At 75.2% G+C, this 18,606-nt stretch carries 18 protein-coding genes; 5 read left to right on the forward strand and 13 right to left on the reverse strand.

The genetic code is table 11. The annotated features are described in order from the left end of the window. Positions 1-324: 324 nt before the first annotated feature. Positions 325-585, reverse strand: a complete 261-nt coding sequence (locus IHE55_RS13225) for a hypothetical protein (protein ID WP_197989213.1) — start codon at positions 583-585, stop codon at positions 325-327. Positions 586-685: 100 nt separating this feature from the next. Between IHE55_RS13225 and IHE55_RS13230 the strand changes: the two genes are divergently transcribed. Beyond that, positions 686-1,819, forward strand: coding sequence for a DUF5937 family protein (locus tag IHE55_RS13230; protein WP_197989214.1), 1,134 nt, complete (start codon positions 686-688; stop codon positions 1,817-1,819). Between the two features lie 391 nt (positions 1,820-2,210). Here IHE55_RS13230 and IHE55_RS13235 read toward each other — a convergent pair whose 3' ends face one another. Both IHE55_RS13235 and IHE55_RS13240 read right to left on the reverse strand, forming a co-directional pair. Then, the gene (locus tag IHE55_RS13235; protein ID WP_197989215.1) at positions 2,211-2,903 is read right to left on the reverse strand and encodes a response regulator; all 693 of its coding nucleotides are present in this window, start codon (positions 2,901-2,903) and stop codon (positions 2,211-2,213) included. Positions 2,904-3,153: 250 nt separating this feature from the next. After that, positions 3,154-4,350, reverse strand: a complete 1,197-nt coding sequence (locus tag IHE55_RS13240; protein WP_197989216.1) for a sensor histidine kinase — start codon at positions 4,348-4,350, stop codon at positions 3,154-3,156. A gap of 110 nt (positions 4,351-4,460) precedes the next feature. On the opposite strand from IHE55_RS13240, the gene IHE55_RS13245 reads away from it, so the two are divergent. From IHE55_RS13245 to IHE55_RS13250, 3 genes are all read left to right on the forward strand, one after another. Beyond that, positions 4,461-5,483, forward strand: coding sequence for an SAM-dependent methyltransferase (locus IHE55_RS13245; protein WP_232265547.1), 1,023 nt, complete (start codon positions 4,461-4,463; stop codon positions 5,481-5,483). Then, positions 5,458-5,673, forward strand: a complete 216-nt coding sequence (locus tag IHE55_RS31210; RefSeq protein ID WP_232265548.1) for a hypothetical protein — start codon at positions 5,458-5,460, stop codon at positions 5,671-5,673. Before IHE55_RS13245 ends, IHE55_RS31210 begins: the two co-directional genes overlap by 26 nt. Positions 5,674-5,911: 238 nt before the next feature. After that, entirely contained in the window at positions 5,912-7,054 is a 1,143-nt protein-coding gene (locus IHE55_RS13250; RefSeq protein ID WP_197989217.1) for an NADH-quinone oxidoreductase subunit D, read from the forward strand. 188 nt (positions 7,055-7,242) lie between these two features. On the opposite strand, the gene IHE55_RS13255 is transcribed toward IHE55_RS13250, so the two are convergent. From IHE55_RS13255 to IHE55_RS13270, 4 genes are all read right to left on the reverse strand, one after another. Continuing rightward, positions 7,243-8,757, reverse strand: a complete 1,515-nt coding sequence (locus IHE55_RS13255) for a hypothetical protein (RefSeq protein WP_232265549.1) — start codon at positions 8,755-8,757, stop codon at positions 7,243-7,245. 209 nt (positions 8,758-8,966) lie between these two features. After that, the gene (locus IHE55_RS13260) at positions 8,967-9,953 is read right to left on the reverse strand and encodes an ABC transporter substrate-binding protein (RefSeq protein ID WP_197989218.1); all 987 of its coding nucleotides are present in this window, start codon (positions 9,951-9,953) and stop codon (positions 8,967-8,969) included. Then, the gene (locus tag IHE55_RS13265; RefSeq protein ID WP_197989219.1) at positions 9,950-10,678 is read right to left on the reverse strand and encodes an ABC transporter permease; all 729 of its coding nucleotides are present in this window, start codon (positions 10,676-10,678) and stop codon (positions 9,950-9,952) included. Before IHE55_RS13265 ends, IHE55_RS13260 begins: the two co-directional genes overlap by 4 nt. Next, positions 10,678-11,355 (reverse strand): ABC transporter permease, encoded by a 678-nt coding sequence (locus IHE55_RS13270; RefSeq protein WP_197989220.1) that lies wholly within the window; start codon positions 11,353-11,355, stop codon positions 10,678-10,680. The genes IHE55_RS13265 and IHE55_RS13270 overlap by 1 nt, the downstream gene beginning before the upstream one ends. A 112-nt stretch (positions 11,356-11,467) precedes the next feature. Here IHE55_RS13270 and IHE55_RS13275 point away from each other — a divergent pair, with 112 nt between their 5' ends. Further along, complete coding sequence (locus tag IHE55_RS13275; RefSeq protein WP_197989221.1) at positions 11,468-12,751, forward strand: betaine/proline/choline family ABC transporter ATP-binding protein; 1,284 nt, start codon at positions 11,468-11,470, stop codon at positions 12,749-12,751. Between the two features lie 325 nt (positions 12,752-13,076). Here the strand turns inward: IHE55_RS13275 and IHE55_RS13280 are convergent, their stop codons facing one another. From IHE55_RS13280 to IHE55_RS13305, 6 genes are all read right to left on the reverse strand, one after another. Continuing rightward, the gene (locus IHE55_RS13280) at positions 13,077-13,562 is read right to left on the reverse strand and encodes a DUF3180 domain-containing protein (protein ID WP_197989222.1); all 486 of its coding nucleotides are present in this window, start codon (positions 13,560-13,562) and stop codon (positions 13,077-13,079) included. A gap of 140 nt (positions 13,563-13,702) precedes the next feature. Continuing rightward, on the reverse strand, positions 13,703-14,296 hold the full coding sequence (folK, locus tag IHE55_RS13285; RefSeq protein WP_197989223.1) for a 2-amino-4-hydroxy-6-hydroxymethyldihydropteridine diphosphokinase: 594 nt from the start codon (positions 14,294-14,296) through the stop codon (positions 13,703-13,705). After that, complete coding sequence (folB, locus tag IHE55_RS13290; protein ID WP_307826641.1) at positions 14,293-14,652, reverse strand: dihydroneopterin aldolase; 360 nt, start codon at positions 14,650-14,652, stop codon at positions 14,293-14,295. Before folB ends, folK begins: the two co-directional genes overlap by 4 nt. 545 nt (positions 14,653-15,197) lie before the next feature. Continuing rightward, a complete protein-coding gene (locus tag IHE55_RS13295; RefSeq protein WP_197989225.1) occupies positions 15,198-15,650 on the reverse strand; it encodes a nuclear transport factor 2 family protein in 453 nt (150 codons plus the stop codon). Next, on the reverse strand, positions 15,647-16,507 hold the full coding sequence (gene folP, locus IHE55_RS13300) for a dihydropteroate synthase (protein WP_197989226.1): 861 nt from the start codon (positions 16,505-16,507) through the stop codon (positions 15,647-15,649). Before folP ends, IHE55_RS13295 begins: the two co-directional genes overlap by 4 nt. A gap of 107 nt (positions 16,508-16,614) precedes the next feature. Next, entirely contained in the window at positions 16,615-18,498 is a 1,884-nt protein-coding gene (locus IHE55_RS13305; RefSeq protein ID WP_197989227.1) for a phosphatidylglycerol lysyltransferase domain-containing protein, read from the reverse strand. Between the last annotated feature and the right edge of the window lie 108 nt (positions 18,499-18,606).

Raw genomic sequence — 18,606 nt, forward strand, 5'->3', positions numbered from 1 at the left:
CACGGCCGCGAGGGTGAGCACCACGGGCGGCGCGAACCACCACGTGCGCGGCCGGCCCGCCCCGGTGAACAGCGAAGGGCCGGGGCCGAGCCGCGATGGTGGTTCTCTGCGGGGGTCCGGTGGCCGCGCGCCGGCGGGTGGGCGGCCGGGCCTCGCGCCGACGGGCTCCGACGGGCGCCCGCCGACGGTGGGCACCCTGCGACCCCCCGGAGGCCGACCCGGCCGACCCGGCCGCTCCGGCCGGCCCCACGGTCGGCGGCCCGGCGCAGGCCGCCGGCCGGCGGGCACTGTCCCCTCGGGGCGCCCGGGCCCGGCCGGCGGTCCTCAGCCGCGGGTCGGGGCGCCGCGGCTCCGGCCGGGGGTGCGGCCGTCGGCCGGGGCCGGCCGGTGGGGCCGTACCCCGCCGCCGCGCGGGTCGTCCCCGTCCGCCGGAGGGGTGAGCTGCGCGATCAGCGACCGGAACCGCCGCCATTCGCGGTAGGTGCGGATCGGGTGCGGGTCTACGGTGCCGGGCGGCGGCGGGGCGGCTTCGCCGCGCTGGGCGGCACGGTAGGCATCGAGCATGTGGTGCTGAACGATCGACATGTGCCCACCGTGCGGGGCCCGTCCGGCGCCCGCCACCTCGTTTGACGGTACTGGTCAAACGAGGGAGGCGTCCGGGCCGCGGGCGGGCACCATGGGTGTCATGGCCACCGTCATCGAGATCGCCGGGCTGCCGATGGAGCGCATCGTGATCAGCCCCTCACCGCTGGCCGAGCTGTGCACCGCACTCCATGCGCTGGCCCAGCCCGGTCACCACCCCGGCCTGCACGGCTGGACCACCGCGACCGCCGCCTCGCTCAAGCAGGACCTCGCCGACCGGCTGCACGAGGCGGACTTCCTGTGGGGCCCGACCTTCTCCGACATCTCGATGCCGTTCGCCGCGCTCCCGTACTCCGAGGGCCGCCCCGGCGCCACCCTCGCCGCGGACCTGGACCTGCTCGACCGGCTCGACGACGAGCGGTACGTCAACGCCGCGCTGGAGATCTCCTGCTCCAGCCAGTACAGCCTGGGCGGCCCGTCGCCGCTGGTGGACGCCACGTCCCGGGAGCTGGCCCTGGAACGGGCCACCGCCCGCGGCCCCCGGCAGCTGGCGTTCGCCCGCCGGCTGCTGGCCGACCCGCCGGGCGTACGGGCCTGGATACGCCGCCTGCTGGAGGACTGCGACGAGGCGTTCTTCGCCGACCTGTGGCAGCGGCTGGGCGGGCAGCTGGCGGCCGACGCCCGGCACAAGGCCGAGGTGCTGCGCCACAAGGGGCTCCGCGCCGCGCTGGCCGAGGTCTCCCCCGCGCTCACCCTGGAGGACGACCCGGCGCTCGGCACCCCGGCCCGTATCCACATCGACAAGCTGAGCAGCGGGCGCACCACGGCGGTGGACCCGGCGGTGGGCGCCGGCCTCACCCTGGTCCCGTCCGCCTACGGCTGGCCGCACCTGCGGGTGCTGCACGCGCCGGGGTGGCGACCGGTGATCCACTACCCGCTCGCCGCGCCGGAGCTGCCCGGCCCGGCGTCGCTGGAGATCCTGCGGCTGCGGATGGAGGCGCTGGCCCATCCGATCCGGATGCGGATCTGCCGCAGCGTGGGGCGCGCCGAGTTCACCACCGGTGAGCTGGCCACGGAGTACGGCATCACCGCCCCGGAGGTGTCCCGGCACGTGGCGGTGCTGAAGAAGGCCGGGCTGATCACCACCGAGCGCCGGGGCCGCTACGTCCTGCACCGGCTGGACCTGACCACGGTGGCCCGGCTGGGCAGCGATTTCCTGGAGGGCGTGCTGCGCTAGCGCGGACCGCACCGGCCCTGCCGGGGGCCGGTGTCTGCCGGGGGGCCGGGGGCCGCCGAGGGTTGCCCGTACGCCCGGGTCCGTAGGGGCGTGCCCGTACGCCCCGGGGGTGCCGTACGCCCAGGGGTGCCGTACGCCCCGGGGTGCCCGTACGTCCAGGGGTGTACGGGCAGGGGCGCCCCGTACGCCGGGGGGTGCCCGTGACGCCCACCGCATGGCCCCTACGCCGGCGGGGTGGCCCGGCGGGGTGGCCCGGCGGGGTCCTCAGCGTCGGGCCGGGACGCCGCACCGCCCGGAGAAGGCCGGCCCGGCCCGCCCCCGCATACGGGCACGGCCCGGGCCGTACGGGTACGGGCACCTCCCGGGCCGTACGGGTTGGGTACCGGCCCGCTCAGCCGCCGACGCCGCCGGCCCGCACCAGCCCCGTCTCGTACGCCAGCACCACCACCTGCACCCGGTCGCGCAGCCCCAGCTTGGTCAGGATGCGCCCGACGTGCGTCTTCACCGTCGCCTCGGAGAGCACCAGGCGGGCCGCGATCTCGCCGTTGGACAGGCCCTGCGCGACCAGCAGCATCACCTCCCGCTCCCGGCCGGTGAGCCGCTCCAGCTGTGCCGAGGCCCGGGCCCCGGACACGCCGCCCGCCCCGTCCGCGCCGGGCAGCATCGGCGCGAACCGGTCGAGCAGCCGGCGGGTGGTGCTGGGCGCGACCACCGCGTCACCGCTGTGCACCGCGCGGATGGCCGCCAGCAGTTCGCCGGGCGGGACGTCCTTGAGCATGAACCCGCCCGCCCCCGCCTTGAGCGCGGAGAACGCGTACTCGTCGAGGTCGAAGGTGGTGAGGATGAGCACCTTGGGCGCGCCCTCGCGGGCACAGATGCGCCGGGTCGCCTCCACCCCGTCGAGCCGGGGCATCCGCACGTCCATCAGGATGACGTCCACCTCGGTGCCGGCCAGCACCTCCAGGGCCTCCATGCCGTCCCCGGCCTCGGCGACGACCTCCATGTCCGGCTGGGCGGCCAGCACCATCCGGAACCCGGTACGGAGCAGTACCTGGTCGTCGACGAGCATCACGCGGATCGACATGTGGTGACCCTTTCCTTTCGCCCGCTCCCGCGAGCCGTTGGTCGGTGGTGGTCCCGGGGGCCGGGCCCCCGTCCGGGTCCGGCGCCTGACGGCCCGGTGCCCGGGGTCCGGTGGTGACCGGGGGCCCGGGCCGCCGGTGGCCGGGGCTCCGGTGGCCGGGGCCCGGTGCCTGATGAGGATGCGCCGCCCGGCAACCGGCCCGGACACCGCCCCTGCGGGCCGCCCGGACACCCCCCGGCCGGCCGTCCGGTCACCGGCCCGGTTTGAGCGGCAGCAGCGCGCTGATCCGGAAGCCGCCGCCCGGCCGCGGCCCGGCGTCGAGCGTGCCGCCCACCATGCCGACCCGTTCGCGCATCCCGATCAGCCCGTGGCCCTGACCGTCCGCGCCGCCGTCCTCGTACATCTCCCGCTTGGCCCCGCGCCCGTCGTCCTCCACCAGCAGGCCCAGCCCGTCGTCGAAGTAGGTGATCCGGACACTGGCGCCCACGTCCGGGCCGCCGTGCTTGCGGGTGTTGGTCAGCGCCTCCTGCACGATGCGGTAGGCGGTCAGCTCCACCCCGCTGGGCAGCGGGCGCGGGCTGCCCTCGATCTTGAAGTCCACCGGCAGTCCGGCTCCGCGCACCTGCTCGACCAGGTCGTCGATCTGCTCGACGTCCGGCTGCGGCACGTAGTCGCTGTCGCCGGACGGCTCCCCGGTGCGCAGCACGCCCAGCAGCCGGCGCATCTCGGCGAGCGCCTGGCGGCCGGTGCTGGAGATGGTCTCCAGGGCCTGCTTCGCCTGGTCCGGGGCGGCGTCCAGCACATAGGCCGCGCCGTCCGCCTGCACCACCATCACGGACACGTTGTGCGCCACCACGTCGTGCAGCTCCCGGGCGATCCGGGCGCGCTCGGCGGTGACCGCCATCTTCGCCCGCTCCTCGCGCTCCTTCTCCAACCGTGCGGCGCGCTCCTCCAGCTGGGCGTAGTAGGCCCGCCGGGTCCGTATGGAGTCGCCGAGCACCCAGGCGAGGACGAACGGGATGGTGCCGAACACCGTGCTGATGAAGTGTTCCCAGCTGGTCATCCCCACGCCGGGCCAGCGCAGCGCGGCGATGGACGCGGCGCACAGTCCGCCGGCCAGTCCCACCCGGGAGGCCCACCGGGCGCCGTCCGCGGCACAGGTGTAGATGATCACCAGCATGGCGAAGTCGGCCGGGTTGATCTCCACGTCCCAGATGAGCTGGGCGATCCCGCAGGCGATCACCAGCAGCAGCATCTTCTCCGGCCACCTGCGGCGCAGCGCCACGACCGCGGCGAGCCCCAGCAGGATCGGGATCGCGGCGACGCCCGCGTCCCGGCCCAGGTCGGACTCCACGACCCACACGACGCCGAGCCCCAGCAGGAGGAGAGCCCAGAAGCTGTCCACCCAGGTGGGGTGCCGGCGGAGGAAGTCGTAGAGACGCTGCACGTAACCCAGCGTAGGCAGGGCCGCCGGTCGCGGGGGTCAACCGGATGGCCGATCCCTGTCGGCCGGCCCTACTCCGGAAGGTGGAGGCGGCCTCGGCATAGCGTGGGGGGATGGTGAGCGAGACCCCAGGGTGGCGCGGCTGGCGCGCGGCCACCGAGGCGGCCCTCTACGGGCCGGACGGCTTCTTCCGGCGCCCGGAGGGGCCGGCCGGGCATTTCCGCACGTCGGTGCATGCGTCGCCGCGTTACGCGGAGGCCGTCGCGGAACTCCTCCGGCGGGTGGACGCGGCCCTGGGCCACCCCGGAGAACTGGCCCTGGTGGACATCGGGGCCGGCCGGGGGGAGCTGCTGACCGGGGTACTGGCGGTACTGGACCGCGCGGCGCCACCCGGCGGTACGGGACGGGAGACCGCCGCCCACGGTCCGGACGCCACCGCCACCGGGCGCCCGCCCGGCGCCGGCCGGGACTCCACCGGCACCGGCCGGGGCGCCACCGGTACGGGCGATGCCGCCACCCCGGCCATCACCGGTGTGGGGGACGCGGGCGGGACCGGGCCGGTGCCCCCGCTCCGGGAGCGGCTGCGGCCGTACGCGGTGGAGCGCGCGGCGCGGCCGGACGGGCTGGACCCGCGCATCACCTGGACCGGCACCCCGCCGACCGGTGTGCGGGGCCTGCTCTTCGCCAACGAGTGGCTGGACAACGTCCCGGTCGAGGTCGCCGAGACGGATCCGGACGGGGTGCCGCGCCAGGTCCTCGTCGCGGCGGACGGCGCCGAGCGGCTCGGCACCCCCGTGGCGGGCCCGGACGCCCGGTGGCTGGAGCGCTGGTGGCCCGTCGCGGGGGAGCCGGGGGCCCGGGCCGAGATCGGCCGCCCGCGCGACCTGGCCTGGGCTGCGGCCGTGCGGTGCCTGCGGGCCGGGCTCGCCGTCGCGGTGGACTACGCGCACACCCGGGACACCCGCCCGCCGTTCGGCACCCTGACCGGCTACCGGGAGGGCCGCGAGGTGCGTCCGGTGCCGGACGGCGGGTGCGACATCACCGCCCATGTGGCACTCGACGCCTGCGCGGCGGCCGGTGGCCCTGGCCTCCACCGACCCGGCGGGATACGTGCGTGCGCTGGCCGCGGCCGGTGAGGTGGCGGAGCTGACCGATCCGGCGGGGCTGGGAGCGTTCGGCTGGCTGCTGCAACCCGTCGGCCTCCGGGCCCGGGACGTCCTCCCCGATGCCCCCTCCGCGGACCCGCCGGGTGTCCTCCCCGGCGACCGTCCGGCCGCCGGGCCGGGCGGGCCACGGGTCTTCCGCGACGACGCGGCTCCCCGGTGAGGCCCGCCACCGGGCCACCCGCGGATCACCGTCCGGGGCCCGGGACGAACCACCACACAGGCCGGCGGACGGGCCACCACACAAGCCGGCGGACATGCCACCGGACGGGACGGCGGACGGGCCGGCGTCCGGACACCGGCGGCGCCACGGGGCGCCCCCGGGCGCGGTGCCGACCGCGGTGACCGCCCCGCTTCCGGTCCCCGCCGGGGCCGCCGGACGCTCCTGACAGACTGGTCCCATGACGGAGACGACAGTCGGCATCGGCGGCGCGGCGGAGAGCACCGACATGGTGCTGAACATCGGGCCGCAGCACCCCTCCACCCACGGTGTGCTCCGCCTCCGCCTGGTCCTCGACGGGGAGCGCATCCAGCACGCGGAGCCGGTGATCGGCTACATGCACCGCGGCGCGGAGAAGCTGTTCGAGGCCCGCGACTACCGGCAGATCATCGTGCTGGCCAACCGCCACGACTGGCTGTCGGCCTTCTCCAACGAGCTGGGCGTGGTGCTGGCCGTGGAGCGGATGCTCGGCATGGAGGTGCCCGAGCGGGCGGTGTGGACCCGCACCCTGCTCGCCGAGCTGAACCGGGTCCTCAACCACCTGATGTTCCTCGGCTCGTACCCGCTGGAGCTGGGCGGGATCACCCCGATCTTCCACGCCTTCCGCGAGCGGGAGGACCTCCAGCACGTGATGGAGGAGGTCTCCGGCGGCCGGATGCACTACATGTTCAACCGGGTGGGCGGCCTGAAGGAGGACCTGCCCGCGGGCTGGCTGGGGCGGGCCCGCGCCGCCGTGGCCGCGACCCGCTCCCGGATGGACGTGTACGACCGGCTGGTGCTGGGCAACGAGATCTTCCGGGCCCGCTCCCGGGACGTCGGCGTCCTGCCCGCGGAAACCGTGCACGCCTACGGGGTGAGCGGGCCCATCGCCCGGGCCTCCGGCGTCGACTTCGACCTGCGCCGCGACGAGCCGTACCTGGCGTACGGGGAGCTGGGCGACGTGCTGCGGGTGGCCGTCCGCGAGGAGGGCGACTGCCTGGCCCGCTTCGAGTGCCTGCTCGACCAGACGCACAACTCCCTGGAGCTGGCCGAGGCGTGCCTGGACCGGCTCGCCGAGCTGCCGCCCGGCCCGATCAACCAGCGGCTGCCGAAGGTGCTCAAGGCGCCCGAGGGGCACACCTACGTCTGGACCGAGAACCCGCTGGGCCTGAACGGCTACTACCTGGTCTCCAAGGGGGAGAAGACGCCGTACCGGCTCAAGCTCCGCTCGGCCTCGTACAACAACATCCAGGCGCTCTCCGAGATGCTGCCCGGCACGCTGGTGCCCGACATGGTCGCGGTCCTGGGCTCGATGTTCTTCGTCGTCGGCGACATCGACAAGTGACGGCCGGGACGTAACGGCCGGGACGCAAGAGCCGGGACGTAACGGCCGGGGCGCAAGAGCCGGGACGTAACAGCCGGCCCTCGACCACCGGCAGGCAACGACCGGCAGGCGACGACCGGCCGGCCCGGAAACGCGAGACCGGCCGTACCCGCCCCCCGAGGGCTGGTACGGCCGGTCCGCGGCCGGTGTCAGGAGATCGCGCTGCGCAGCTGCGCCACGTCGATCTGCTCGGTCTCGTCGTGCGCGGTGAGGTCGATGACCTCGCCGGTCCCCGGCTCCTCGCGCTCCTTCTCCCGCTCCGCGAGCGCCTCCTCGCCGACCACGTCGGCGAGGTCCGCCCCGGCCGCGTCCACCGGCTGCCGGGTGGCCGGCCGGGGCCGCTTCTGGGTGCCGAAGAAGTCGAAGGTGCCCTCCGCCCGGGCGGCGGCCCGGCGCGCGGCGGCGTAGGGGATGACGGCCGAGGCGACGCTGTTGCCGTTCGCCGGGGCCGGCCGGGCACCGTCCGGCGCACCGGACCGCCCGCCCGCCGCCGCGGCACCCGGCACCGCGGCACCCGCCTGTCCGGCGGCCTTCTCCGGTCCCGTCGCCGCGCCGCCCGACGAGGCGCCACCCGCGGCACCGGCCGGGGAGGACGCCTGGCGTGCGGCACGCGCCTCCGAGGCGCCCGCCCGCAGCGCGGCGGCCGCCGCGCCCGCCTCGCCGGAGACGGTCCGCGCCCCGCCGGCCTGCGGGCCCGTGGACCGCGCCCCGGTGGCCTGCGCAGCGCCGGCCCGCGCCCGGGTGGACCCCGGACCGGTCGCGGCCGGCGTGCCCGTACCCGTCGCGGGCGCGCCACCCGCGGGGGACGCGGCACCCGTCTCGGAAACCTCACCCGCCGCAGGGGCCTCATCGGTCACCGGCGCGGCACCCGCGGTGGACCCGGCGTCCGGCCCGGCCCCGGCACCCGCCGACGGCGCTGCCCCGGCCCCGGCCGCGGCACCCGCCGGCGCCGCCTCCACCGCGGCCCCGGCATCCGCCGCACCCGCCGCGTCCGTCGCCTCCGGCACGCCCGCCAGGCGGCGCAGGGCGAGCACGGCGCGGTGGTACAGCTCGTCGTCGGGCCGTACGGCCGGCACCCCGGCCGCCGGGGCTGCCACCGGCGCGCTCCCGGAAGCGGCCGTCCCGGCACCGGCCGGCGTGCCGGCACCGGCCACCGCCGGACCGGCCGCCGCGGCCGACCCGACCGCCACCGTGCCGGTCGCCGGGGCCGTGGTGTCCCGGGCCAGCCGGCGGCCGGCCTCCAGCGCCCGGGCCCGCTCGGTCTCGGCGGTGGCGTACCGGCGCAGCAGTTCGGCGTGCTCGTTGCGGAGCCGGGCCAGCTCGGCCCGCTTGGACCGCAGCTTGGTGGTGAGCGCGTCGCGGATCTCGCGGGCCTCCTCGGCCTCCGACTCCAGTTCCGCGATGCGTTCCTCGGTACGCCACTCCTCGCGGGTCCGGGCCTTGGTCAGCTCGGCGACGCGTCTGCCCGCACTGCGGTCCCAGCCGCGCATCATGACCGCGCCGACCACCGCCGCGGCACTCGCGGCCACCGCGAGTCCACGGATCACGGCGGTCTCGCCGACCACGAGTGCGGCGGCGGCGCAGACCATGGACGCGGCTGCGACCGACAGCGGAGGAAGCAGTTTGTGCAGGGGTGCGGATTGACGGTGGCGTCCACGTGGCATGGCCTGAAACTTACCGTGCGTACGGGGCGCTTGGGAGCGTCCCCGGGCAAACTCTTCCCCTCTTCCACATTTTCCGGCCGGTTTACCCGACGAGCAGACCCGTTTACCCGACGATCCCACCGGTTTACCCGACGATCGGACCGGTTGGCCCGGCGGACGGGGCCGGATTGGCCGATGCCGGATCGGCCCGCCCGGCCATCCCCACCGACTCAGCCGGTGAGCAGCCCCTTCTCCTTCAGGTAGTCCGCCGCGACATCGCCGGGCTTCAGCCGCTCCGCGTCCACCTTCTTGTTGAGTTCGGTGAGATCCTCCGTCGTCAGCACCTTGGTGATCTTGTTCAGCGCGTCCGCTATCTCCTTGTCACCGGCGGAGTCCGCATTCACCACCGGCAGCACGTTGTCCGCGTTCTGGAGGTTCTTGTCGTCCTCCAGCAGTACCAGTCCGAACTGGTCCAGCGTGGCATCGGTGGTGACGGTCAGCAGCATTTCGTCCTTGCCGTCCATGACCGCCTGCTTGGCCTGCACGCTCCCGACGTCCATCGGGTCGATTCCGTCGATGTCGATGCCGTACGTCTTCTCCAGGCCCGGCTGGCAGAACGGCCGCTCCGGGCATTCGTCACCCGCCGCCAGGGTGACCTTCTGACCGGATTTCCCGAGGTCCGAGAGCGTCTTGAGGTGGTGCTCCTCGGCGAAGTCCTTGCGCACCGCGAACGCGTTCTGGTCCACCGCCCGGCCGGGCTCCAGCGCTTTCAGACCGCGCGCCTCGGCGAGCCGGGTGAGCGCCTTCATCGTGGTGTCGATGTCGGGGGAGGCGACCGGCTCGGCGCCCGCCCCGTTCGCCTTGTGGTTGAGGTACTCCGCGAGGGTGGCCGCGTACTCCGGCACCACGTCCACCTGCCCCTTCTCCAGGGCCGGGGCGTACAGCTCGCGGGTGTCCACCGTGCGGACCGAGGTGGTGTACCCGGCGTCGGCGAGCACCCGTGCGTACAGCTCGGCGAGGATGCGGGACTCGGTGAACGTCGCGGAGCCGACCACCAGTTTCCCCTTGCCGCCGCCCCCGGAGGTGCCGCCGCCCCCGTCCCCGGACTCCTCCAGGCTGTCGCCGCCGCACGCCGCCAGCCCGGCCACCAGTGCGGCGGCCCCGGCCGCGGCGATCGCGGCCCGGACGGTCCGGCTCTTCCGCGCGGTCCTGCTCATACCGTCTCCTTCTCCCTCGTCCCACGGTCGGTGGCGCGCGGCGGGGCCGGGGCACGCCCGGTCCGCCGCCGCATCGGGTCCAGCAGCCACTGCACCACCACGAACACCAGTTCCACCAGCAGCGCCAGCACCGCCACCAGGAACGCTCCGGCCACCACCTGCGGCGTGTCGGTCAGCCGGTAGCCGGCCGTGATGATCCGGCCCAGCCCGCCGCCGCCGGGCAGCGCCGCGAGCGTCGCGGTCGCCACGACCTGCACCGCCGCCGTCCGCACCCCGGTCATCAGCATCGGGAGGGCGAGCGGCAGTTCCACCCGGGCGATCAGCTGGCCACCCGTCATGCCCATACCCCGGGCGGCCTCCACCACCTCCCGGTCCGCCTCCCGCATGCCCACATAGGCGTTGGTGAGCAGCGGTGGCAGCGCGAAGAGCACCAGGGCGAGCACGGTCGGCAGGTCGCCGTGCCGGCCCAGCGGGCTGAGCAGGAGGAGCACCAGCACCGCGAAGGTGGGCACCGCCCGGCCCGCGTTGGAGATGTTGATCGCCAGCGTGCCGCCCTTGCCCAGATGGCCCAGGAACACCGCGAGCGGCAGCGCCAGGGCGCAGGCGATGCCCAGCGACACGAACGTCAGCGTCAGGTGCTCACCGAGCCGGTTCCACACGCCCGCCTCGCCGGACCAGTGCGAGCCGGTGGACAGCCAGGTCCACGTCTCCCCGACGACACCCATCAGGCCACCTTCCGCTTCCGGGCCCACGGGGTCAGCAGCCGCTGGACGCCCAGCAGCAGCAGATCGGCGGTGACGGCGAGCACCACGCACAGCACCGACGCGGTGAGCACCTGCGCCTTGAAGAAGCTGTGCATTCCCTCGTAGATGAGGTTGCCCAGACCGCCGTACCCGATGATCGCGCCGACCGTGGTGAGCGAGATGGTGGAGACGGTGGTGATCCGCAGACCGGCCATCAGCGCCGGGAGCGCGAGCGGGAGTTCCACCCCGAAGAGCATCCGGACCGGACCGTATCCCATACCGCGGGCGGCCTCCCGCGCCTCCTCGGGCACCGCCGCCAGGCCGGCCAGGATGTTCCGCACCAGGATGGTCAGCGAATACAGCACCAGACCGGTGATCACCACCGAAACGGAGAGTCCGAATACCGGCAGCAGCAGCGAGAACATCGCCAGTGACGGAACGGTGTAGAGAATGGTCGTCAGACTCAGCAAGGGACCGGCGAGAAACCGCAGGTGACGGGCGAGCAGCGCCAGCGGAAAGGCCACCAGGAGGCCGATCCCGACCGACGCGAGCGTAATGCCCACATGCTGGACGGTCGCGTCGGTCAGCTCCTCGCCGCGGGTCCGTACGTATTCGCCGCAGATCCACTCGTTGGCGATGAGACAGTTCCCCTGCGCCACACCCACCTCCCCGTCAATTCCCGTTGACCCTATCGCCGGGTGCCGCCAATCTCGTCCGACCGCCACACAACAGCAACAATGTCTGCCGGGAATGCGGCCACAATGGGGAGCCATGATCCGTTTCGAGCATGTCACCAAGCGTTACGCCGATGGCACGACCGCGGTGGACGACCTGTCCTTCGAGGTGGCCGAAGGAGAACTGGTCACGCTCGTCGGACCGTCCGGGTGCGGCAAGACGACCACGATGAAGATGGTCAACCGGCTGATCGAGCCCACCGGTGGCCGGATCCTGCTGGACGGCCAGGACATCGCCGAGGCCGATCCGGTGAAGCTGCGCCGCCGCATCGGCTACGTCATCCAGCAGGTGGGACTCTTCCCGCACCGCACCGTGCTGGAGAACACCGCCACCGTCCCGCACCTGCTGGGCTGGCAGCGGAAGCGGGCGCGGGCGCGCGCCGCCGAACTGCTGGACCTGGTGGGGCTGGACCCGTCGGTGTACGGCGACCGGTACCCCGACCAGCTCTCCGGCGGGCAGCGGCAGCGGGTCGGGGTGGCCCGGGCGCTCGCCGCCGACCCGCCGGTCCTGCTGATGGACGAGCCGTTCGGCGCGGTGGACCCGGTGGTCCGCGAACACCTCCAGACGGAGTTCCTGCGACTCCAGTCCCAGGTCCGCAAGACGGTGCTCTTCGTCACCCACGACATCGAGGAGGCGGTGCGGCTGGGCGACCGCATCGCGGTCTACGGCTCCGGGCGGATCGAGCAGTTCGACACCCCGGCCACCGTGCTGGGCGCGCCGGCCACCCCGTACGTGGCCGACTTCGTCGGCGCCGACCGGGGGCTGAAGCGGCTCTCGGTCACCCCCATCGAACCCGCCGACCTGGAACAGCCACCGGTCGTCCACCTGGACGACCCGCTGCCCGAGGCCGTCGCGCGGCTCGCCGCCGAGGGCGCCCGGTGGGCGGTCGTGCTGGACGACGCCGACCGGCTGCACGGCTGGATCTCCCGCCGACGCGGCGGCCGGCGCCACGGGCGGCAGGGCGACGGGCACGGGCTCCGGGGCGGGCGGGGGCACGGACGGCGGGCCGGCCGGCCGAGGGCCGCAGGGACGGGCGGGGGCACGGACGGCGGGCCGGCCGGCCGGGGCACCGGCGGCGGCACGGTACGGGACCGGGCGCGCCGGATGGAGGCGTGGCTGCCGGTCGGCGCGCCCCTGAAGCAGGCGTTCGCCACCATGCTCCAGTACGACGCGGGCTGGATCGCGGTCCTCGACGACGACCGCTTCCTGGGCGTCCTCACCCCGGCCCGGCTGCACCAGGCGCTGCGCCGCTCGATCGACGCCGACGCGCGGGACATCGCCCGTTCGGACGTGTCCCTGGAGACCATCGCCGGCAGCTGACCCGCCGCCGGGGCCCGGATACCGGCCCGGGCCGGCCGGGACGCCCCGCACGGCGGGCGGCGGACGGGCCGTCCCGGGCCGCGCCGGACCATGCCGGGCATCGGACCATGCCGGACGGCGGAGGACCATGCCGGGCGGCGGGCGCGGGCGGCGGACGGCCCGAGCCGGTCGGCGACGGGCCGGGCCCGCCACCGACCGGTCGGACGGACCGCACCGGGCCGGTCAGGCCCGGGGCCTGCCGGGCCACGCCGGACGGCGGACCGGGTCCGGCCGGGCGCCTCGGCCGGGTTCCGGCCGGAGGGGGTACCGGGTCCGGCCGGCCCGGTCAGGCGGTGACGCCGCCCGGCTCCTTGTCGTCGTCCTCCGGCAGCCGGCAGACCCGCTCCAGGAAGAACGCCGCGGCGATCACGCCCACCGCCGCGACCACCGAGGCGCCCGCGTAGATCGCCTGGTCACGGCGGGCCGGCACGTCCAGCTGGTGCATGACGAGGAAGAGGCCCACGCCGCCGTAGACACCGGCGATCAGCGCCGACACCAGCGCGCTGGCGTGGCCGAACACCACCGCACGGGCGGCCAGCAGCGGATCGACGCCCTTCGCGCCCGGCCGGCGCTCCCGCTGGGCGCGGAGCCGGGCCCGCAGCGAGAACGCGGTGGCGGCCAGCACCGCGGCGATCACCCCCAGGACGATGGGGGCCGCCAGCGGCACGGTCGGCAGCGTGCCCATCGAGTCCCACAGCCGGGCGCCGGCCCACGACACCACGCCGGCCGCGGCGAACAGCCCGACCAGCACCCCGATCCGAAGTTGGCTCACCGAGCGGTCGCCCCTCACGTTCAGCGTTCCTGTCGTACGGCCGCGACGGACGTCCCGCGCCCGCCGGCATCCGCCGCACGTCCGACGTACGTCCCAGCTGCCCCAGAAACTACCGGGGCGGCGGGCCATCGGGGAAACGCCTACTCGGGCAGTCGCAGTTCCAGATCCGTACGCGGGGTGACCCCGGCACGGTCGGTCTCCGCCAGCAGCCCGGCCACCGGGCCCCGGCCCGGCACCTCCGCCTCCGGGTCCACGTCGTGCCACGGCACCAGCACGAAGGCGCGCTCGTGGGCGCGCGGGTGCGGCAGGGTCAGCTCCGGGTCGTCCAGCAGCACGTCCTGGTACGCCACGATGTCCACGTCCAGGGTGCGCGGCCCCCAGCGCTCGTCGCGCACCCGGTAGAACGCCTCCTCGATGGCGTGGCCGCGCTCCAGCAGGGATGACGGCGGCAGCGTCGTCTTCACCAGCACCACCGCGTTGAAGTACGACGGCTGGCTGCCCGGTTCCACGCCCCACGGCTCCGTCTCGTACACCGGGGAGACCGCCTTCACCCGCACCCCGGGCGTGTCCTCCAGCGCGTCCACGGCGCCCTGCAGGGTCTCCAGCCGGTTGCCCAGGTTGCTGCCGAGCGCGATCACGGCCCGCTTGGGGTTGCTCAGGGTCATGTCGGCCGCGTCCACCTGCTCCACCACGGAGGCGGGGACGGGCTGCACGGTCGGGTCACTGCTGCTCATACGCGGCTCCGGGTGATGGTGATGGACACGTCGTCGAAGGGCACGGTGATCGGGGCGTCCGGCTTGTGAACCACGACCTCCACCTCGCGCACCGCTTCGTGCTTCAGGCATTGCTCGGCGATGCGCTCGGCCAGCGTCTCGATCAGGTCGACCGGCTCGCCCTCCACCACGGCCACGACCTCCTCGGCCACCACGCCGTAGTGCACGGTCTTCGTCAGGTCGTCACCGGCCGCCGCCGGGCGGGAGTCCAGGCCGAGCACCAGGTCGACCACGAAGGTCTGTCCCTCCGCGCGCTCATGCGGGAAAACCCCGTGGTAACCGCGGGCTCTGAGGCCACGCAGCGCGACTCGATCCACCTGAATCACTCCTGCTGTTCGTCGGTGCGGCGGTGTGCGCACCGGTGGGGCGGCGGCACCCGTTCCCCGGTGCGGGGCGGGGGTGACCCCGGTTCGAATCTACCTGCGAGTGTCCGGAGCACCCGCGTACGGGCCCGGAGCGGGCGCATCACACCGGACGGCAGCTCTCCCGGGAGAGCCTGCCCCGGGTCCCGTGCCTCACTCCTTACCCGTCCCGCCCGCGACTCGAACGAGTGGACGGCCCCCATTGTGCTGACACCGCCGTGGCGGCCGGGCGACGGCTCCGCGACGGTCCCGGGAACGGTCCCGCAACGGACCGCGACACCGACGGGACCACGGCACCGACGGGACCACGACACCGACGGGACGGGACCCGGGACGGAACGGGACCGGAGGGACAGGGGTGCGGGCACGTGGACGGGCCCGGACGGGCCCCCGGGCGAGCCCGTCACGGCCACCACCCGGCCCAGCCTGCATCGGCCGGGGTCACCGCCCGCCCAGCCGTCACCCGGCCGGGGCCACCGCCGGCCCGGCCGCCACCCGGCTCAGTCGCCGCCGGGTTCGGTCGGCTCCTCGGCGTCCTCCTCGGCCAGGACCGGGGAGCCGTGGTGGGACCACAGCCGCCAGCCGGCCGGGGTCCGGCGGAACACGTTGGTGGCCACCACCAGCTGGCCGATGAGCGGCCCCAGCTGCCCCTCCTCCTCGGCCGGCGCGCCGCTGAGGATGTTCTCGGTGCAGGTCACCAGCGCGGTGTCGCCCGCCACCGCCACCTCGACGTCCGTCAGGAAGAACTGGATGTAGTCGGTGTTCGCCATAATCAGGGCGTACGAGCGGAGCACCTCGCCGCGTCCGCGCAGCACCGGCCAGCCGGGGTGCACGCAGCTGATGTCGCCGTCCAGCCAGAGGCGTTCCAGGGCCTCCTGGTCGCCCCGCTCCAGCGCCTCGTACAGGGCGGTGTTCGCCAGCTCCACCTGCTCGGCGTCGGTCGGCGGAGTCACACCGCTCCCTCGACGGCCCGCACGACGCGCACCGCGTCCGCGCTGGCCCGTACCTCGTGCACCCGCACCGCCCAGGCCCCTTCCCGGGCCGCCAGGGCGGTGACCGCCGCGGTGGCCGCGTCCCGCTCCCGGGCGGGCGGCGGGCTGCCCCCCGGCCCGGCGAGCACCCGGCCCAGGAACCGCTTCCGGGAAGCGGCGACCAGCACCGGGCGGTCCAGCGCCCGCAGCTCGGCCAGATGGGCGACGAGGGCCAGGTCGTGCTCGGCGTCCTTGGCGAACCCCAGCCCCGGGTCCACCACGATCGCCTCCGGGGCGATGCCGCCGTCCACCGCCCGGTCCAGGCTCTCCCGCAGCTCGGCGACCACCTCGGCGACCACGTCCCGGTAGACCGCCCGCCTGACCATGTCGATCGACTGGCCGCGCCAGTGCATCACCACGAACGGCACCCCGGCCGCGGCCACCACCGGCACCATCGCCGGGTCCGCGCGTCCGCCGCTGACGTCGTTGACCAGCGCCGCACCAGCCGTCACCGCCTGCTCGGCGACCGAGGCGCGCATGGTGTCCACGCTCACCACGGCACCGGCGGCGGCCAGTTCACGCACCACCGGGACCACCCGGCGCAGCTCCTCGGCCTCGTCCACCCGGGAGGCGCCGGGCCGGGTGGACTCGCCGCCGACGTCGATCAGGTCGGCGCCCGCGGCGATCAGATCCAGACCGTGCTTGACGGCCAGCTCGGTGTCGAACCACTGGCCGCCGTCGGAGAACGAATCGGGCGTGACGTTCACCACGCCCATGACCGCGCACCGGTCCCATCGCGGCAGGCCGACCGGGCCGTCGGGGCGTCGCAACGTACTCATGGTGCTAAGCCTAGGCGGTGGCGCGCCGCCCACCCGCCGGACCGCCGCGGCGCGCCCGGGCCGTCCCGGGGCCCCGGCGGCGGGCCGCCTCCCCGGTCCGGACCAGGTCAGACGCCCACCCGCTCGCGTACCGGGGCGGTGCCCCGCCGGCCGCCCGGCCGGACCGCCACCCGCGGCGGCCGCTCCCCGGGGCCCGGCCCGGACGGGCGGCGGCGCGGCAGCCGGGGCAGCCGGGGCAGCGCCAGGGAGACGAAGCCCTCGGCCTGCATCGCGGCGAAGCCGATCCGCGGCAGGTCCCGGGTGTGCCGGAAGACCACGAAGCGCGGCTCCCAGCGTGGCTGGAACTTGGCGTTGAACTTGTACAGGGACTCGATCTGGAACCAGCGGGAGAGGAAGACCAGCAGTCCGCGCCAGCCGCGCAGCACCGGGCCGGCGCCCAGCCGCTCGCCGCGGGCCAGCGCCGAACGGAACATCGCGAAGTTCAGCGACACCCGCGCCACCCCCAGGTCCCGCTCCCGCGCCGCCTCCAGGGTGGCGACGATCAGCAGCTCGTTCATGCCGGGGTCGGCGGCGCGGTCGCGGCGCATCAGCTCCAGCGAGATCCCGTCCGTCCCCCAGGGCACGAAGTGCTGCATCGCCCGCAGGTCGCCGAACGGGCCGGCCGGCTCGCCCTCCGCGGGGTCCCGGTGCGCGGTGGCGATCACCGCGTCGCCGTCCTTGTCCGCGTCGATCCGGCCCAGCGCCATGGAAAAGCCCCGCTCGGTCTCGGTGTCCCGCCAGGCGGCGGCCGCCCGCCGGACGCGGTCCAGCTCCGCCGGGTCCAGGTCGCGGACCCGGCACACCCGGGTCCGGTAGCCGTTGCGCTCGATCCGCTTCACCATCTGCCGCACGTTGCGCATCGCCCGCCCGGAGAGCGTGAAGCCGGCCACCTCCACCACCGCCTCGTCGCCCAGCTCCAGCGCGTCCAGGCCGGTCTCCCGGGTCCACACCTGGCCGCCGGTCTCGCTGCACCCCATCACCGCCGGGGTCCAGGAGTGCCGGCGGGCCTCCGCCATGAACCGTTCGATCGCCCCCGGCCACGCCTCCACGTCGCCGATCGGGTCGCCGCTGGCGAGCATCACCCCGGAGACCACCCGGTAGCAGACGGCGGCCTTGCCGCTGGGCGAGAAGACCACGCTCTTGTCGTCGCGGAGCGCGAAGTAGCCCAGCGAGTCCCGGCCGCCGTGGGCGGCGAGCAGCGCCCGCAGCCGGCTCTCGTCCTCGGCGGTGAGCCGGGCCGCCGGACAGGCCGGGCGGAAGGCGAGGTAGGCGGTGCTGACGACGGTGAGCAGCCCCAGGGCGCCCAGCGAGTAGGCGACGGTGTAGTCGTCGCCGTGGGTGTAGCGCAGCGGCCCCTCGAAGCCGACCAGCCCCTGCACCACGTGGAGCAGCTGGTCCCGCACCGGGGGGCTGCCCACCAGGGTGCCGGGGCGGGCGGCGACGATCAGCCAGCCCAGGCCCACCGAGACCCCGCCGAGCACCACGAAGTTCACCAGCGCCCACCGGCGCCCGCGCGGGTCGGGCAGGGCGGAGAACTCCCGGCGGTGCCGCAGCAGCACCCCCAGCAGCGCCAGCGACAGCAGGGCTCCGCAGGCCGAGTGCCGGTACAGCAGCTGGCCGGCGACCGCGACCGGCAGCAGCCCCACCGCCGCCACCCAGGCGCGGCGCTTCCGGCGCTTCAGCCCGTGCGCCAGCATCAGCAGCAGCAGGCCGACGACGACCGACGCGGCGGCCGCCAGCGGGCTCACCGCGCCGGGCAGCACCTCGGCCAGGGCGTGCATCCGGCTGTGCCGCAGCCGCGGGAAGACGCCGGACGCCAGGTTCAGCAGGCCGATGAGGGTGCAGGCGGTGCCCACCCGGGCGGGGACGGACTCCGGGCGCGGTCCGCGCAGGAAGCGTCGCAGCCGCGCGGGAACCGCCCCGGACTCCGTGCCCTCTTGCTGGTCAGACATGTGCTTTCCCGTCGCCCTGTCGTGAGGGGCCGCGCAGGGTGGCGCGGACCCGGACAAATCTGCGCTTTCCAAGACGGCGTACGAGGGTTTGGGGTTCCATCGCGCGGC

It is taken from the genome of Streptomyces pactum, from assembly GCF_016031615.1.
GTDB classification, from domain to species: domain Bacteria; phylum Actinomycetota; class Actinomycetes; order Streptomycetales; family Streptomycetaceae; genus Streptomyces; species Streptomyces pactus.

Excerpts from the sequence above, each read along its gene's own strand:
- IHE55_RS13225 (WP_197989213.1), bottom strand. The coding sequence starts at position 585 with ATGTCGATCGTTCAGCACCACATGCTCGATGCCTACCGTGCCGCCCAG.
- IHE55_RS13230 (WP_197989214.1), top strand. The coding sequence starts at position 686 with ATGGCCACCGTCATCGAGATCGCCGGGCTGCCGATGGAGCGCATCGTG.
- IHE55_RS13245 (WP_232265547.1), top strand. The coding sequence starts at position 4,461 with ATGGTGAGCGAGACCCCAGGGTGGCGCGGCTGGCGCGCGGCCACCGAG.
- IHE55_RS13265 (WP_197989219.1), bottom strand. The coding sequence starts at position 10,678 with ATGGGTGTCGTCGGGGAGACGTGGACCTGGCTGTCCACCGGCTCGCAC.
- IHE55_RS13275 (WP_197989221.1), top strand. The coding sequence starts at position 11,468 with ATGATCCGTTTCGAGCATGTCACCAAGCGTTACGCCGATGGCACGACC.
- folP (WP_197989226.1), bottom strand. The coding sequence starts at position 16,507 with ATGAGTACGTTGCGACGCCCCGACGGCCCGGTCGGCCTGCCGCGATGG.
- IHE55_RS13260 (WP_197989218.1), bottom strand. The coding sequence starts at position 9,953 with ATGAGCAGGACCGCGCGGAAGAGCCGGACCGTCCGGGCCGCGATCGCC.
- IHE55_RS13255 (WP_232265549.1), bottom strand. The coding sequence starts at position 8,757 with ATGCCACGTGGACGCCACCGTCAATCCGCACCCCTGCACAAACTGCTT.
- folK (WP_197989223.1), bottom strand. The coding sequence starts at position 14,296 with ATGAGCAGCAGTGACCCGACCGTGCAGCCCGTCCCCGCCTCCGTGGTG.
- IHE55_RS13235 (WP_197989215.1), bottom strand. The coding sequence starts at position 2,903 with ATGTCGATCCGCGTGATGCTCGTCGACGACCAGGTACTGCTCCGTACC.
- IHE55_RS13250 (WP_197989217.1), top strand. The coding sequence starts at position 5,912 with ATGACGGAGACGACAGTCGGCATCGGCGGCGCGGCGGAGAGCACCGAC.
- IHE55_RS13305 (WP_197989227.1), bottom strand. The coding sequence starts at position 18,498 with ATGTCTGACCAGCAAGAGGGCACGGAGTCCGGGGCGGTTCCCGCGCGG.